Here is a 16585-nt window from a genome sequence, read left to right as displayed (position 1 = left end):
GCGCCGCCGCGCCAAAACCCCTGCCGTGTCGGCCATGCGCGCCAGGCGCTGCGGCGCCCGCCGGACAATGGCCTCGTGGGCCGGCGCAGGCTCGCAACCCGCAGGAGCGGACCCGCATGGGCAAGGAGCATTCATGACGGAAGCGGTCGAAGGTATCGGCGGTATCGGTGTCGGCGGGCTGGCGGACGGGTCCGGCGACGCCTCGCCGGCAGGCGTCGTGCCGCCGCAGGCGTACCGGTCTGCGGCCGCCGACATTCCCGTGATCGACCTGAGCCGCGCGGGCAAGGGCAACTACGTCGCGCGGCGCGGAAAGCTCGTACAGGCTGTGTGGTACGTCGTCGAGACCTGTGTGCTCGACAATCGCCTGCTGCCGCTCTCGGCGCTGCGGGTGGGCCTGCTGCGGCTCTTTGGCGCGAAGGTCGGCGAGGGCTGCCGGCTCGTGCATCCCATGCGCGTGAAGGCGCCCTGGAATCTCGAACTCGGCGACCACTGCTGGATTGGCGTGGACGTGTGGATCTACAACCAGGCGCCTATCCGCATCGGCTCGAACGTCTGCATTTCGCAGGGCGCGTTTCTCAGCGCCGGCTCGCACGACATGCGCACGAACATGGACCTCCATGTCGCGCCGATCGTGATCGAGGACGGTGCGTGGGTGTCGTCGAAATGCGTCGTGCAGATGGGCGTGACGATCGGGCGCTCGGCCGTCGTCACGCCGTTGTCGGTCGTGCATCGATCGCTCGAAGCAGGCGGCGTGTATGGCGGCAACCCGTGCCGCTTCATCCGCTGGCGCTTCGAGGAACGCTGATCCCCGCGCGAGGGCGCGGCCCCTCCTTTCGTGAACCGTCGTTGCGACGTGAGCAGGCCATCAGGCCCGCTCACGCACCGCTTATGCCCCGCTCTCGCTGATTAGCCGTTAGTACCCGGCTCCGACGTACCGGCCCGCCGATGCCGCCTGCGTGCTCGGCAGGATCAGGTTGACCACGCGGCTCCACTTCACGAGCGCCGATGCATCGACGAACACGACGTCGTTCGGCTTCAGCTCGAACTCGTCGGCGGTGGCCATCGCTTCCGGCGTCGACGCATCGAGGTGAAACACCGTGCGGTGGCCTTCCTTCTGCCCGCGCACCACATAGACCTGCGAAGCGTCGCCCGATCCCTGGCTGATGCCGCCCGCGTCGCCGAGCGCGTCGTTCAGCGAGAGGCGGCCATTGTCGAACGGCAGGGGGCCCGGGTGCCCGACTTCGCCCAGCACGTACACGCGGCTTTCATTCGACGAATACACGCGCACGAGGTCGCCGTTCTGCAGCAGGATGTTGTCCGGGTTCACGCCTTTCTTGATCATGTCGGGAATGTCCACCATGATCGTTTCCTTGCCGCGCGTCACACTAACCCGCGAACGGTCGCCCGACGCCGTGAAGCCGCCCGCGCGGTTGATCGCCTCGGGCAGCGACATCGTCATGTCGTTGAGCACCATCAGCCCGGGCGTGCGCACTTCGCCGTCCACATAGACGCGCCGGCTGCGGTATGCCTCGATACGCAGCGTCACCTGCGGCTTGTTCAGGTAGTAGGCGAGCTTGTTCGCCACGAGGTCGCGCGCCTGCAACTCGGTCAGCCCGGCCACGTGGATCGCGCCCACATAGGCGACCTGGATCGAGCCCGTCGAGTCGACGGTATAGCCCGACACGACCTGGCTCGTGCTCTGGTCCTGGGAGCCGCTGTTGGCCGACGACGTGGTCGGCAGGTTCATCTCGGGGTGGTCCCACACGACGATGCTGAGCACGTCGCCGGGCCCGAGCGTATAGGGCATGGGCGTGCCGAACAGCTTCTCGACGTCGCTCGGGATCGTCGTCGGTCTCGCCGCCGCCTGCTTCGCGACCAGTTCGTTGTTGATCTCGACGAGCGCGCCCGCCGGCGGCTGATCGTCCTTGCCTGAGCCGGTGCGCGCCGCTTCGGTCGCGGCCTTCGCCTGCGTGACGCTCGAAGGCGCGGTCATGCCCGGCGACAGACCGCAGCCCGCGATCAGGGCCGTGAACGTCACTGCGGCCACCGTGGCCGCCATTGCCGCCCATGCGCGGCCCGGCAGTGCCCTGCGACGGCGGCCCGCGCGATCGCACGAGAGGGCCTCGCGCACGCGCGCTGTTGCGGTTCCGTCGGCGGCCTCCGCGCTCGAAAATTCAGGTGTGCTGTCTTGTAACATAGCCTTGCCCCCTCACTATCAGGATTCGCACATCGCTACGAAAGTGCAACGCCCGCTCATCGTTTGACTGTTTTTTCCGGTTCAGCTGCGTTGCTTCGTCACCCCTGCCAATCCCTACCAATCCCTACCCATGCCTGCCCATGCCTGCCAGTCTGCAATCTGATATTCCTGTTCTGATCCGATCCACGAGCGGCCGGCGCGCACGCGCCGCTTGGGGCGCTCAGTTCTGCGCCGAGGCCGCTTCCTCGGCCGGTTCCCCCGGTTCGACGCGCGCCCTGGCGCTCATCGGGCGCCCCGCGCGCGAACGCACGGCGGCGAGCGACGGATGCTCCTGCAGCAAGCCGAGCAGCGCGCGCACCATGCCGTCCATCGCGAAGCGCGCGTCGAACGTGCGCCGTGCCTGGGCGCGCATCGAATTGCGCGCGCGTTCGTCCAGCGCGCGCCAGGCCGCGAAGAGCCGCTTCGTGCCGGCGATGGTGTCGGGCGCGACGAAGCCCGCGTGATCGGCGTCGATCTCGCGCCATACGCCCACCTTGTCCGAGACGAGCGCGGGCAGGCCGCACGCGAGCGCTTCCGCGACCGAAACGCCGAAGTTCTCCTGGTGCGAGGGCAGCACGAACACGTCGCTCGCGTGGAGCGCCCCCCACTTGAGGTCGCCTTGCAGCATCCCGGGCCAACTGATGCGATGCGCGATGCCTTGCGACTGCGCGATCGCGTGCAGCGCGGGCTGCCAGTTGCCCTTGTCGGGGCCCGCCATCAGCAGATGCGCATCCGGCGTTTCGCGCGCATGCTCGGCGAACGCGTGAACCAGCATGTCGCAGCCCTTCTTCGGATGCAGACGGCCGAGGAACAGCACGATGCGCTTGTTCTGCAGATGCGGCGACGCGTGCAGGAACGCTGCCCGCAACGCGTTCGCATCCTCGCGGGGCGCGTTGGTGCCGAACGGCACGACACGCTCGTTTGCGCGATACAGCCAGAACGATTCGCGTGCGAGCAGGCGTTCCTCGTCGGTCGTGAAGATCACGGCGGCCGCGTCGCGCAGCACGCGGTAGTCGGCCCACGGCCAGTAGGTCCACTTCTTCAGATGCTTGAGCGGGTAGGTGACCCGGAACCACGGGTCGAGCATGCCGTGCGTGTACACGTAGTACGGCACTTGCGCATGGCGCAACGCGCGCCACGCACCGAAGCCGTGGTATTGCCAGAGGCCATGCACGATCGCCGCGTCGAAGCGGGCGGCGTTAGCCCGCAGCCACGGCACGTAGCCGGGGCAGTAGCCGTAGTGTCCGCGGCCGGGGCCCAGCGCGTGAAGCGAGAGCGGGAAGTCGCGCACGCAGGGGGCGTCGATCGGGTCGAGCGATGCCACTTCGATCTGATGGCCGAGCGCCGCCATCGCCAGACCGCTCTGGCGCACGCCTTCGATAGGTCCGCCCGAACGCGGGTCGACGGTGGACACGAGATGCAGGATTTTCATCGGGGCTCCGGGGGCGCACAGGTATTGAGCGGCACCGGCGCCGCCGGGGGCGCCGTTGGCCGGAAGGCGGGTTCGGCAGGCTCGCGCCGGCAGGGCGGCGGGTGCAGGTGCTGGCGCCGGCGCACGAGGTCGATCCGGTAATGGAGCTGCGAGTACAGCGCGACGATGAGTCCTAGCGCGAGCCCGTAGACGAGGCCCGAAAAACGCGCGCCGAGCGGATTGCCACCGATCGACGCGCCCGGCAGCGCCGCGAGCACGAGGATCGACATGCTCAACGGCATCAGCAGCGGGTGGCGCGGCGCAATGCGGCGCCAGCGCCGGAACGCGCAGCCCGCCACCACGAGCGCGACGATCACCGCGAGCGGCATGCAGGCGCCGAACAGCAGGCCTTCCGCATAGAGCTGGTAGACCCAGAAGTTGTGGCCCGCCACCCAGTCGCTGGTGTCGAAATAATCAGACTTGCTAAACGTTTCGCTTACGTAGGGATAGTAGATCGGCGAATAACGGTAGTCGTGGCCATAGCCCTTGCCGAACAGCAGCGTTTCCGCCGACTCGGTGACCTGGTCGTACTGGTCGCGCATTTCCGCAATACGCGTGACGGTGGTCGGATCGCGGTCGGAGTCCGAGTTTTCCGCGGCGGTGACGCGCTGCGTCCAGTGATTCGTGATGGAAGGGAAGAGCCACGCGGTGCCCACCCCGAGCGCCACGATGAACGACAGCGCCACGCCCGTGCGCACGAACGACTTGATCAGATGGCTGAACGACGGCGAGGCCAGCCACGCGGCGAACATGGCGAGCAGCACCGTGGCGAGCAGCAGGCTGCGCGTGACGCTCAGCAGTTCGACGACGAGCGTGGCGAGGAAGATCAGCACCATCGTCATCGTGAAGCGCCGCGCGACGATGAACTGATGCAGCAGCATGGCCTGGAGCGCGAGCATCGTCGGCGAGACGATCCGGAAGCGGATGTCGGCGAGCGGGCCGCCCACCACGAAGATCCCGAAGAGGAAGGTGAAGACGAGACCGAGCACGTTTGCGTAATAGAGCGCGTTCTGCATCTGCATGAGGCGTATGGGGTGCCACGGGCGGCACATGGCGAAGTAGCCGAGCACGAACAGCAGGAACGGCAGGATCACGCGCAGGTACTGGCCGGTCGGGTTGTGCTGCAGCATCTGCGCGACGACGCTGCCCACGAGGCTCAGCACGAGCGCGCTCGTCACGAACGAGCGCAGCCGCGACGGACGCGAGAAGCGCGGGCCGATCATCGTGAGGATGGCCGCGCCCGCCAGGGCCGGAAAGACAACCAGCCATTGCGCGCTATGGCCGAACTGGGAGTCGGGTGCCTTGTAGTCGAAAGCGAGAGGCACGAGACACACCCAGATCCACATGACGGCATGTTTGTTTCGCATCGGCGTTTCTCCCGGTGCGTGCATGGCATGGATTCGCGCACGGCAAATGCGCCGCATGCGAAGGCTCGACTCAATATAAAACGGCGCAAGCGGCTTGCGTATGCGCGTGGCGCGAAACGACCGGGTTGTGGCGGCAGAAAAAATATTCCGATCCGGCACCCGCCTGGCCGTGCACGCCTGTCCGAGAACGGCGGGAAGTTGGCGCACGCTGCACGATGTCCGTGCGCATGATGGGGTCGGCAGCGATACGTTCGTCGTCTGCTTTTGTCCAGAGATTCGGCACGGTTCGAGCGAGGGAAGCGTCATGAAGCTATTGCACGGCGCACGACTGGCGCGAAGTCGCTCCGTCGAGCTCGATTTCGTGCGCGGCATCGCGATCCTCGCGGTCATGGGTTATCACTTCCATACCGTGCACACCGGCCGTGCGTGGGTCGACTTCCTCGAGTACCCGCTGAAAAGCTTCGGCCACGAGGGCGTGAACCTGTTCTTCACGCTGAGCGGCTTCCTCGTCGGCGGTCTTCTGCTGCGCCAGTATGCGCAGACCGGCCGCATCGGCGCGCGCCGCTTCATCGTGCGGCGGATCTTCAAGATCTGGCCCGCGTACTACGTGCTGATTCTCTTTCACGTGTTCGCGGGCCGCCATCCGCGCGACACGTTCCTCTGGCAGAACCTCACGCACATGCAGAACTATTTCGGCACCTCCATTGCGCAGACGTGGAGCCTTGCCGTCGAGGAACACTTTTACCTGTTTCTGCCCGCGTTCCTGATCCTGCTCGCGCATTTCCGCTTGCGCGCGAACGCGCTGATCGCGGTGATGGCCGTGCTGTGCGCGCTCGTGCTCGGCGTGCGCTGCTTCGCCGTCGCGAACGGCGAGCTCGAGCAGGCGTTCAACTACACGCAATACCGCATGGACAGCCTGCTCATCGGCGTCATGCTCGCGACCGTCTACTGGATGAAGCCCGAAATGTGGCGCAGCCTCGCCGCGAAAAAGCGCTGGCTCGTCGGTGGGGTGGTGCTGCTCGTTGCGTGGCTCGCGTTCGCCACGCCGCATATCGCGCTCGACGAGAGCATCGGCTATACGCTTCAGGCTGCAGGTTATTGCGCGCTCATCGTGCTCGTGCTCGAGCACTCGGGCGGCTTGCGCACGTCGTGGCTGTATCGTGGGCTCGCGTGGCTCGGCGTGTACTCGTATGGCATCTATCTGTGGCACTCGCTTGCGCTCGCACCGGGCGACTATCTGATCCACAAGGCGAGTGCGCTCGGCGTGTCGTCGCTGCTCGCGTGGCCGGTCGTGCTCGCCGCGCAGTTCGTCATCGCGATTGCGCTCGGCTATCTGACCACGCGTGCCGTCGAGTTTCCATTCCTGCGCCTGCGCGACGCGTTGTTCCCGGACCTGCGCGGAGGGGCCGTCGCCGCCGAGCGCCGCGAGCCTCCCGCCGTGGAGGGCAAGATCGAAGGCATTGCCTGAGCCGCGCGGGCAGGGCCGGTCCGTTGACGATCCCCTGAACTGTCGATGCGCGAAGGTGCGCGCACCGCGCCGCTCAGGCCATTGCGGCCTGCAGCGTGCGCTTGAACTGCTCGAGTGTGTTGCGCGAGAGGAGGTTCGACTGCGCGGGCTGCACGGCGGGCGCGTCGCGGTTCCACAGAACGGCGAGCGCTTCGAGCGCGCGCGCGATCGTGGCGGGGTCGAGATTGTCGAGCAGCGGTCCGAGGGAGCCGTCGCGGCAGTACCAGCCGATCAGGCCGTCGGCGCTCGCGACCACCGGCTTGCCGAAGCGATAGGCCTGCACGAGCACGCCGCTCATGCCGTAGTGCTGCTTGTAGCCTAGCCACACGGCGTCGCACGCGGAAAAGAGATCGCGCTCCATCTCCTCTGACACGAACTGGTTGAAGATCACCGGCGCGGGCGTGAGTTGCGGCGCGTGAGCGTCGATGAACGCGCGGGTCTCGTCGTCCTGCACACCGGCGATCACGAGACACGGCGCATCGTCCTTGTGTGCGAGCGCGAGCATCAACTCGCGGATGCCCTTGCGCTCGCCGATCGCGCCATAGACGAGCAGATAGCGTGCGTGCGCGTCGAGCTTCAGACGCGCGCGGGCGAGCAACGGATCGACGGCCAGGATCTCCGGAAACGGGTCGGCCACGTAGCGCAGCGTCGCGGCGTGCCGGGGATGCTTGCTCGCGAACCAGTCCGGCATCGTGGGGTCGATCGTGAAAACCGCGCGCAGTCCGTGCGCGCGCATCGCGCGGCGGAACAGGAGCGACTTCGCCATGTCGACGATCGGGCGGCGCGGCGTGCGCAGGCCGATGCTCGCGTGATGGAACGTCATGCCCATGACGATGGCGATCCACGGCGTCTTGCCGAACGGCGTGCCTAACTCCGCGACCGTGTAGAAGAAGTAATCGGCGTAGGGCGCCACGACAAGGCGCACGCGCGTCGTGCGGCTCACCTCTTCGAGCGCGCGCGCATAGAAGTTCCGAAAGCGCATGTAGACGCTGAACGCGTATTGCGGGCCGAACGGCACGGTGTGCAGGTCGAGCAGCGCGAGGCGCAGATCGGGCCGCGCTTCGCTCGCAATGCGCTGCGAGAGCGGATGGTTCGCGTAGGCCGTATCGGTGACGACGAGGCAGCGATGGCCCGCCTCCACGCATGCCTGCGCGATCCACTCGACGTAGCGCCAGCGGTGGCCGGTGAAATTCGGCTCGATGACGACGACCCAGTCCTCATCCGTGGACGCGTGCAGGCTGGGCGGCTCGGATACGACGTTCACGTCGGCCTCGGCATCGGGCAGAACCGATGCGCTTGGGGAGTGGGGCGCGGCACTGCGGTATCTGGCGATCGACACGGTGTCCATGCAGGAGGCCTGACGAATGAAAGGTGTTGCGAACACCATAGCAGCGTGGTGCGCGCGCCAAGCGCCAAATTGAGGGTCGGGCTGGCCGAAAACGCCTGGGTCATGCGGGGTGGGGGGATGCACGGATGGCCGCCGCACGGATGCCCGCCCCCCGGATGGCCGGCCCGTCCGATTCCACCTGGCTGATGGCGCTTGGTGACATTCGCGCCGCGGTAACTTGCAGAACCTGAGTCAAGACGCGTTCTCAAACGTGAGTAGCACGTGCGCAACCGGCGCGCGGCGTCACAACAAGCAACCATCCTGCATGGGAGGCACATTGCGCGCGATGCGGTTGCCGGCGTGGCCGGTCAAGGCGGGTTTCGGTCCCGGCGCGGCGACCTGGGTGCTGCTGCAGCAGGTCGTGGTGCGCGGCCTCGTGGCCGTCAAGTTCCTCGTGATCGGGCGCATTCTCGGGCCGTCCGCGATCGGTCTTGCGAGCGTCGCGCTGCTCGCGGTCGCGATCGCCGAAGCGCTTTCGGACACCGGCCTCGCGCAGGCCGTGATCCAGGGCCCGGCGCCGCCAACCCGCGCCGAAGCCGGCGCGGTGTGGACCACGCTCGCCACGCGCGGTCTCCTGATCGCGCTCCTGCTCGTGGCGAGCGCGCCGTTGATGGACGCCCAGTTCCACCTCGGCGGCGCCATCGGGCTCGTCCAGATCGCCGCGCTGCTGCCGCTCTTGCGCGGGCTGGCGTCGCCCGCCTACTTCATCGCGCAGCGCGAGCGGCACTTCCAGCATATTGCGGCAATCGAGATCTCGTCCTCGTGCATCGACTGCGGCCTCGGCATCGCCCTCGCGCTGGCGGGGGCGGGACCGTACTCGCTGCTGCTCGGCATGATGGTCGGCGAGGCGGTCAAGAGCGTCGTCACGTGGGTCGCGCTCTCGCCGCGCCCGCCGGTGCGGCTGCGCTGGTCGGGCATCGGCCACTACGTCGGCTTCAGCCGCTGGATCTGGGCCAGCAGCGTCATCATCCTGATCACCAACCAGTTCGACAAAGTGGTGGTCGGCAAGCTGCTCGGGCCGACGCAGCTCGGCGCCTGGCAGATGTCCTCCAAGCTCGCGCAGATGCTGCTCGCCGACGCGGCGATCGCCATGTCGCAGTATCTGTTCCCCACGTTCGCCGCGCATCATCGCGGCGGCGCGCAAGCCGCGGCGCGGCTGTTCCGGCTGTATCTCGCGGCGGCCGTGGTGGGGCTCGCAGGCGTGGTCATCGTGCTGCGCTTCGCCGCCGAGCCGCTCTTTTCGCTTGTGCTCGGCGCCGCGTGGCGGCCGGCTGTGCCGCTCTTTCGCATCTTCGTCATCAACATGGCGATCAGCGCGCTGAACTCGGTGCTGGCTTCGTATCTGCGCGCCGTTGGCGACGCGCGCGCCGTCACGGTCGCGTCGCTGCTTCAGGTCGTCGCGCTGATCCTGTCCGTGCCGCCCGCCATGCATGTGTGGGGCGTGACCGGCATTGCCTGGTCGATGACGTTCGGTCTGGCTTCGGGCGCGGGATGGATGCTGTATCGCGTTTCGCGGCAGAAATAGCGGGCATGGGCACAGCGGCAGCGCGCGGCACTCAAGCGTGCAGCGCGGCTTCGACGATTTCCGCGAGCTGGTGCCCGAGCGTCGGCGAGTTGAGCTGGCCGTACACCGCATGCGCGGCAGTGGCGGTCGCACGCATGGCCTCGGGCGGCAGCGCCCAGATGCGCCGCAGCGTGGCGGCGAGCGCGTCCGTTCCACCGTCGCGGCTGAAGAAGAAGCCGGTGCGGCCGTCCTCGATATAGCCCGGCTCCGGGCCCATGTGCAGCGGCAGATGGTCGTGCACGATGGGCGGCAGGCTCAACGCGAACATGTGGACGACGCTCAACCCCGCCGAACCCGGATAGCAGCCCACGCGGCAGCGCAGGCTGATCGCCGCGATCGCATTGTCGTCGAATACCGCGCCATACCAGATCACATAGCTGCGGTCGCCATACTTGCGCTTCAGGCGCTCGCCGTGCTCGCCGTCGCCTATCACGTGCAGTGTGATATCGCTGCCTTCACCGTGCAGCTGGCCAACCACGTCGATGAGCGGTTCGATCTCCGAACCTTCGCGCAGCCTGCCGATGAAGAGGATGCCGTTCTCCGTGCCGGTTTTGATGGCGGGCTCCACGCCGCAGGACACGGTCAGCGAATTGTTCGCGACGACGAGTTTCGCAACCGGGCAGCCGATATCGATGAGCGAACGGCGCGACGCCTCGGTGTAGCAGACATAGCGCACGGCGAGCGCGACCGCGAGCCGGTAGCAGGCCGTGCGCAGCAGGCCCGCCGACCGATGCCGGTACAGCCCCTGTCCGTGAATGAGCACGGGCACGCGCACCATGCGCCCGGCGACGAGCGCGAACCACAGCGATAGATAGCGAACGTCGGCAAAGATCAGCACGGCGTCGGGACGTTCGAGAACGATGCGGCTCAGCACGCGCTTTTGCATGCGGATGCGCCGCGAGGGCAATCCGGCGATGTGCGTTTCGACGAACTCGTCGCAGTCGGGCCGCTCGCGCGAAAAGCCGCTCGCCTCCACGCCCTCGGAGCAGGCGAACACCTTGACGGAAAAAAGGCGGTTCAGCGATTCGATGACTTCGATGCGATAGCGCGCGATCAAGGGCTGCACGTAGAAGAGGACAGGCCGTTTGATCCGTGCGCCACATGCGCCTTCGCCTTCGCCGGCAGGCGTCCCGGAAGAGACGATCTCGTTGTCCTCGGCCTGGCTCCGGCGTGTCGACGCAGTCATGTTGGGGCGAATCTTCCGGTTACCTGCCTGGTTGTTCAGTCATATTTGCGCGATCTCTTTTAGCAGTTGTAGGCGAGCCGTTGCGAAAGAGGAATCCGAAAATTGCTATTGGAAAAATGCCGCTGGTGGTGCCGCACTATGGGTAATGCGTAATCGATAAATACGCAATGAATCGGCGATAAATGCGCGATCAACACACAGGCGACGCACGACAAGCGTGCGAAAAAGAGCGAGAAAATGGCGTGAAAAAGGAGTCTCGTTACGCGCGGGCCTGACGTGTCGTTCGCAAACCGCTGGAATCAGTCGATGAATAGTTCGTTTCGGACAACTTGATTCGGGGACGGCTCGCAGCGCGCGGGCCTCTGCTAACCTCGGCAGGAGTCGAGGCGCGGCGTGTTGCGCCGCCTGTGCGATGCGCTATCGCGCGACAACTGCCGGTTCCAGGCGACCACCGGACTGCGGAGAAACCGATGACAACGCGCGCAACCGACAATCTCCCGTTTCCCATCGCGGCTCGCGACGGTGCAAAGGGGCGCATGCGCGTCGCGGCCGTGATCGCGACGAAAGGCCGGCCTTCTGCGACGGCATGGGTCGTGTGTTTGCTCGCGCGGCAAACGGTGCCGCCGGATCAGGTCATTCTCTCGGCGAGCAGCGCGGACGACATCGGGCCTTACGACGCCAACGGGCTGCGCGTGGACGAGCTGATCGGCACCGCGGGTTCGAGCGTGCAGCGCAATCGCGCACTCGATGCGCTCGCACCGGATATCGACGTCGTGATTTTCCTCGATGACGACTTCGCGCCCGAACAGCACTGGATCGAACTCTGCGTGCAGTTGTTCGAGGGCGATCCGTCCTTGGTGGGGTTCTCGGGACGCACGCTGCGCGATGGCGCCAATACCCAGCCGCTTGCGTGGGAGGAGGCGGTCGCGCTCGTGGACGGCGCGCAGGCCGAGGTGCTGCGGCGTCCGCCGCTGCGGCCCTGTGTGGAGCTATACGGCTGCAACATGGCGTGCCGCGCGCAGGCCATCGCCGATCTGCGCTTCGACGAACGCCTCGTGCTGTACGGCTGGCTGGAGGACAAGGATTTTTCGCGGCGCCTCGCGAAGCGTGGCGCGATCGTGTACTGCGATTACGTGCTCGGGGTCCATCTCGGGCTGCGCGGCGGGCGCGTGTCGGGCCGCCGCTTCGGCTATTCGCAGGTGGTCAACGCGATGTATCTGTGCCACAAGGGCGTGATGTCGCGCAAGGAAGCCACGAGCAACATCCTTCGCGCGTTGAGCATGAACTGCGTGAAGTCGGTGCGCCCGGAGGCGCATCTCGACCGGCGCGGCCGGCTCATCGGCAACGTGATCGGCATTGCCGACCTGTGCGTCGGCGCAATCCGGCCGGAGCGCGCCGAACGGCTTTGAGCGTCAACAGGGCGCGCATGCCGCCCGATGCGGCACGCGCGCCTGGTGCCGATCAGTTGCCCGAGCCGCGCGCGACACGGCGCTGCTTGACCGCCTCGGCGAGCCCTTCGAGCACACCCACGCTTTCATCCCAGCCGATGCACGCATCGGTGATGCTCTGGCCATAGGTCAGCTCGCAGCCTTCCTTGAGGTCCTGGCGGCCCGCCACGAGGTGCGACTCCACCATCACGCCGATGATGCGCTCGTCGCCCGCCGCAACCTGGCGGCCGATGTCCGCGCACACTGGAATCTGGTTTTCGTGCTTCTTCGAGCTGTTCGCATGGCTCGCGTCGATCATCAGGCGCGCGGCGAGACCCGCCTTGCCGATGTCGCTGCACGCGGCATCCACGCTTTGCGCGTCGTAGTTCGGCGTCTTGCCGCCGCGCAGGATCACGTGGCAGTCCTCATTGCCGGCCGTCGAGACGATGGCCGAGTGGCCTCCCTTCGTCACCGAGAGGAAATGGTGCGGCTGCGAGGCGGCCTTGATCGCGTCCACGGCGATCTTCACGTTGCCGTCCGTGCCGTTCTTGAAGCCGACCGGGCACGAGAGCCCCGAGGCCAGCTCGCGGTGCACCTGCGACTCGGTCGTGCGCGCGCCGATCGCGCCCCACGAAACGAGGTCGGCGATGTACTGCGGGCTGATCATGTCGAGGTACTCGGTGCCCGCCGGCAGGCCGAGCTCGTTGATCGAGACGAGCAGCTCGCGCGCGGTGCGCAGGCCGTCGTTGATCTTGAAGCTGTTATCCATGTACGGGTCGTTGATGAGACCCTTCCAGCCCACCGTCGTGCGCGGCTTTTCGAAGTACACGCGCATCACGATCTCGAGTTCGTTCTTGAAGCGCTCGCGCTGCGCCACGAGCCTGTTCGCGTATTCGAGCGCGGCCGTGGTGTCGTGGATCGAGCACGGACCGACGATGACGATCAGGCGGTCGTCCATGCCGTGCAGGATGCGGTGCATGGCCTGACGCGACTCGAAAATCAGCGTGGAGGCGGCTTCCGAGCACGGGAACTCGCGGATCAGGTGTGCGGGCGGCGTGAGTTCCTTGAGTTCGCGAATGCGGACATCGTCGGTGTTGTGCGGGGGCATGGTCGTTTCTCCTGATCCTGTGTGTAGCGTGCGTCTCTCAGACGGTGCTTCGAAAATCGGTTAGATGAAAGTGAGGCTCGTATGGGGTAAGGACGAAAAAAAACCGCCAGACTTTGCTGGCGGTTTCTCGTGTATTCGGGTTCCTGCGCGTACTGTCAACCCTCTCGATCCGCCAGCGGTCTGAGATACCAAAAGAAGTAAAAGTAAAACTTCGTGGCGAACATGGCGGGTTGCGTGTCGAAACGTTCGTACGTCGAAAAGGGTGATTGCCTTTATAACCCGAGCTTCTCGTGGCTGGCAAGCGGGGTTGTCGAAAAATGCGGATTATTTTCTCGAATCGTGCAAGTGATGCGGAAAATTCGCGTGGCCATGCGGAATATCCGCATGGCCACGCATGAAGCCTTTGGCTGGTGGCGGGAGAATTTCGCCAGGCCCGGATTTGCCCTGCTTGATTCCGTGGGCTTTTGCAGCGACAGGCCGAGCAAGGCTGGGGTGCCAAGGTCATCGAGCGCCTCGCGCATGACCTGCGCACGGCCTTTCCGGAAATGAAGGGCTTTTCCCGCTCCAACCTCATGTACATGCGGGCATTTGCCGAGGCCTGGCCGGTTCCCGAGTTTGTCCAACAGGCTGTTGGACAATTGCCCTGGGGACATAATCTGGTCCTGTCGACGAGACTGAAGCAGCCGGAGCAGCGCCTGGCCTATGCGCAGGCGGCATTGGTGCATGGGTGGTCACGTAATGTGTTGAACATCCACATTGAAACCCGCTGGCTGGAGCGCACGGGCCAGGCCGTGACAAATTTTTCCGAGCGTCTGCCGCTGTTCAACGCGGCGCCGAAACCGATCTGGCTGGCGCCGCGCAACCTCACTGTCGACCTGGGGGCCGTGGGCCCCTAGACCGTGCCCCCCACCGTCATGCGGTCGATGCGCAGCGTCGGCTGGCCCACGCCCACGGGCACGCTCTGGCCCTCCTTGCCGCACACGCCCACGCCCGAGTCGAGGCGCATGTCGTTGCCGATCATGCTCACGTACTTGAGCGATTCCGGGCCGCTGCCGATCAGCGTCGCGCCCTTCACGGGGTAGGTGATCTTGCCGTCCTCGATCATGTACGCCTCGGAGGCCGAGAACACGAACTTGCCGTTCGTGATGTCGACCTGGCCGCCGCCGAAGTTCACGGCATACAGCCCGTTCTTCACCGAAGCGATGATTTCCTGCGGATCCCTGTCGCCGTTGAGCATGTAGGTGTTGGTCATGCGCGGCATCGGCAGCGCGGCATACGATTCGCGGCGCGCGTTGCCGGTCACGGGCATCTTCATGAGGCGCGCGTTGAGCGAGTCCTGGATGTAGCCCTTGAGGATGCCGTCCTCGATCAGCGTCGTGCACTGCGTGGGGTTGCCTTCGTCGTCGATATTGAGCGAGCCGCGGCGGTTGGGCAGCGTGCCGTCGTCCACCACGGTCACGCCCTTGGCGGCCACGCGCTGGCCGATCTGGCCCGCGAACGCCGACGAGCCCTTGCGGTTGAAGTCGCCCTCGAGCCCGTGGCCGATGGCCTCGTGCAGCAGCACGCCGGGCCAGCCCGGGCCGAGCACCACGGACATCGCGCCGGCCGGGGCCGGACGCGCTTCCAGATTGACGAGCGCCGCGTGCACGGCGTCGTCGACGTACTTCGAGAGCACGTCGTCGGTGAAATAGGCGTAGTCGAAGCGTCCGCCGCCGCCGCCGTTGCCGATCTCGCGGCGGCCGTTCTGCTCGGCGATCACGGTGACCGAGACGCGCACGAGCGGGCGGATGTCGGCGGCGAGCGCGCCGTCGCTGCGCGCGACCAGCACCACGTCGTATTCGCCCGCGAGCGCGGCCATCACCTGGGTGATGCGCGGGTCGCGGCTGCGCGCCATCTGCTCGATGCGCTCGAGCAGCTTCACCTTCTCGGTGGCGTCGAGCGAGGAAAGCGGGTCGGAAGGCAGATAGAGGTCGCGGCCCGCGATGCCCTTGAGCGAGGTGGCCACCTTGATCTTCTGCTTGCCGCCGCCCGCCTGCGCGATCGAGCGCGTGGCGATGGCCGCCTGCCGGATCGCCTCGGGCGAGAGGTCGTCGGAGTAGGCGAAGGCGGTGCGCTCGCCGGACACGGCGCGCACGCCGACACCCTGGTCGATGCTGAAGCTGCCCGACTTGACGATGCCTTCCTCGAGGCTCCAGGCCTCGCTGCGCGTGGTCTGGAAGTAGAGGTCGGCGTAGTCGACGCGGTGCGTGAAGATCTCGCCGAGCGTGCGCGTGAGCACTGCCTCGTCGAGGCCGTAGGGCGTGAGGAGCAAGTCCTTCGCGGTCGCCAGATTGCGGATGCCGGGTTCGATGATGTTCATGCGCTCAGTAGCAATCTCAGTAAGCAATGTCTGTCAGGATAAATTCGGGCGAAACGCCTTGAAATCAAGCACTGCAGTTGCGCTTGAAGGCCGTCTCAGGGGCAGTCCAGTACGCGATGCCGCCACGCGGGCAGGCTCGCGCGCACGGCGGCAATGCGTTCGAGGTCGATGTCGCCGATCACCACGCCGGGGTTTTCGTCGCGCACGTCGACGATCTCGCCCCACGGGTCGATCAGCATGCTGTGGCCCCAGGTGCGGCGGCCGTTCTCGTGCTGGCCGCCTTGCGCCGCGGCGAGCACGTAGCACTGGTTCTCGACCGCGCGGGCGCGCAGCAGGGTTTCCCAGTGCGCGCGGCCCGTGGTGTATGTGAAGGCGGACGGTACGACCATCAGCGCGCAGTCCCCCATACGTCGATAGAGCTCGGGAAAGCGCAGATCGTAGCAGACCGACAGGCCGACGCGGCCGAACGGCGCATCGAAGGTGCGCACTTCGGCGCCGGGGCGGATCGTGCGCGCCTCGTCGAACGATTCGGCGCCTTTTTCGAAGCTGAACAGATGGATCTTGTCGTAGCGTGTGCGCTCCGCGCCGCTCGGGTCGAACACGAGCGTCGTGTTCAGCACGCGCGTTTCCTCGGGCGCCTTCAAAGGCAGCGTGCCGCCGATGACCCAGACACCGTGACGCTTCGCAGCATCGGCAAGGAAGCGCTGGATCGGACCGTCGCCGTAGGCCTCGCGCACGGCGAGCTTGTCGCTGTCCTTGTGGCCCATGAAGCAGAAGTATTCCGGCAGCAGCACGAGGCGCGCGTCTTGACTCACGGCTTCAGCGATCAGGCGATCGGCGTCGGCCAGGTTGCGTTCGCGATCGGGTGTGCTGACCATCTGCAACGCCGCGACGCGAAACGGCGTCTCGGCCGATCCACTGGATCCATTGGAGGCGGGCGTTGCGGGAGAGGGCGTATCGCTCATCGACGGCT

At 66.4% G+C, this 16585-nt stretch carries 12 protein-coding genes and 1 pseudogene; 5 read left to right on the top strand and 8 right to left on the bottom strand.

Annotated features, from left to right (window positions below):
* Positions 1 to 133 precede the first annotated feature (133 nt).
* Entirely contained in the window at positions 134 to 805 is a 672-nt protein-coding gene (locus tag BO1_RS01975) for a DapH/DapD/GlmU-related protein (RefSeq protein WP_245643686.1), read from the top strand.
* Positions 806 to 913: 108 nt separating this feature from the next.
* Here the strand turns inward: BO1_RS01975 and BO1_RS49340 are convergent, their stop codons facing one another.
* The 3 genes from BO1_RS49340 to BO1_RS49330 all read right to left on the bottom strand — a co-directional run bounded on the left by BO1_RS49340 (position 914) and on the right by BO1_RS49330 (position 5074).
* Positions 914 to 2197: a polysaccharide biosynthesis/export family protein gene (locus BO1_RS49340; RefSeq protein ID WP_245643685.1), complete on the bottom strand. Its 1284-nt coding sequence runs from the start codon at positions 2195 to 2197 to the stop codon at positions 914 to 916.
* A 220-nt stretch (positions 2198 to 2417) separates the two neighbouring features.
* The gene (locus BO1_RS49335; protein WP_174490578.1) at positions 2418 to 3668 is read right to left on the bottom strand and encodes a glycosyltransferase; all 1251 of its coding nucleotides are present in this window, start codon (positions 3666 to 3668) and stop codon (positions 2418 to 2420) included.
* Positions 3665 to 5074: a hypothetical protein gene (locus BO1_RS49330; protein WP_156992084.1), complete on the bottom strand. Its 1410-nt coding sequence runs from the start codon at positions 5072 to 5074 to the stop codon at positions 3665 to 3667. Before BO1_RS49330 ends, BO1_RS49335 begins: the two co-directional genes overlap by 4 nt.
* A gap of 304 nt (positions 5075 to 5378) precedes the next feature.
* On the opposite strand from BO1_RS49330, the gene BO1_RS01955 reads away from it, so the two are divergent.
* Positions 5379 to 6542: an acyltransferase family protein gene (locus BO1_RS01955; protein ID WP_028216106.1), complete on the top strand. Its 1164-nt coding sequence runs from the start codon at positions 5379 to 5381 to the stop codon at positions 6540 to 6542.
* Between the two features lie 73 nt (positions 6543 to 6615).
* On the opposite strand, the gene BO1_RS01950 is transcribed toward BO1_RS01955, so the two are convergent.
* Complete coding sequence (locus BO1_RS01950; protein WP_084687725.1) at positions 6616 to 7929, bottom strand: glycosyltransferase; 1314 nt, start codon at positions 7927 to 7929, stop codon at positions 6616 to 6618.
* 316 nt (positions 7930 to 8245) lie between these two features.
* Between BO1_RS01950 and BO1_RS01945 the strand changes: the two genes are divergently transcribed.
* The gene (locus BO1_RS01945) at positions 8246 to 9493 is read left to right on the top strand and encodes an oligosaccharide flippase family protein (protein WP_028216104.1); all 1248 of its coding nucleotides are present in this window, start codon (positions 8246 to 8248) and stop codon (positions 9491 to 9493) included.
* A 31-nt stretch (positions 9494 to 9524) separates the two neighbouring features.
* On the opposite strand, the gene BO1_RS01940 is transcribed toward BO1_RS01945, so the two are convergent.
* On the bottom strand, positions 9525 to 10718 hold the full coding sequence (locus tag BO1_RS01940; RefSeq protein ID WP_043283544.1) for a glycosyltransferase family 4 protein: 1194 nt from the start codon (positions 10716 to 10718) through the stop codon (positions 9525 to 9527).
* Between the two features lie 470 nt (positions 10719 to 11188).
* Here BO1_RS01940 and BO1_RS01935 point away from each other — a divergent pair, with 470 nt between their 5' ends.
* Positions 11189 to 12127, top strand: a complete 939-nt coding sequence (locus BO1_RS01935; RefSeq protein WP_245643684.1) for a glycosyltransferase family 2 protein — start codon at positions 11189 to 11191, stop codon at positions 12125 to 12127.
* A gap of 52 nt (positions 12128 to 12179) precedes the next feature.
* Here BO1_RS01935 and aroG read toward each other — a convergent pair whose 3' ends face one another.
* Entirely contained in the window at positions 12180 to 13253 is a 1074-nt protein-coding gene (gene aroG / locus BO1_RS01930) for a 3-deoxy-7-phosphoheptulonate synthase AroG (RefSeq protein WP_028216101.1), read from the bottom strand.
* A gap of 455 nt (positions 13254 to 13708) precedes the next feature.
* Between aroG and BO1_RS49325 the strand changes: the two are divergent.
* A pseudogene (locus BO1_RS49325) lies at positions 13709 to 14071 on the top strand (DUF1016 N-terminal domain-containing protein); the annotation flags it as partial.
* Positions 14072 to 14145: 74 nt separating this feature from the next.
* Here BO1_RS49325 and tldD read toward each other — a convergent pair.
* Positions 14146 to 15612, bottom strand: a complete 1467-nt coding sequence (gene tldD, locus BO1_RS01920; protein ID WP_028216100.1) for a metalloprotease TldD — start codon at positions 15610 to 15612, stop codon at positions 14146 to 14148.
* 95 nt (positions 15613 to 15707) lie between these two features.
* Entirely contained in the window at positions 15708 to 16577 is an 870-nt protein-coding gene (locus BO1_RS01915; protein ID WP_028216099.1) for a carbon-nitrogen hydrolase family protein, read from the bottom strand.
* Positions 16578 to 16585: the final 8 nt, after the last annotated feature.

Source organism: Paraburkholderia oxyphila NBRC 105797 (genome assembly GCF_000685075.1).
Taxonomy (GTDB): domain Bacteria; phylum Pseudomonadota; class Gammaproteobacteria; order Burkholderiales; family Burkholderiaceae; genus Paraburkholderia; species Paraburkholderia oxyphila.
Note: the sequence above shows the minus strand (reverse complement) of the source record. Positions and strands in the feature narration are given on the sequence as shown.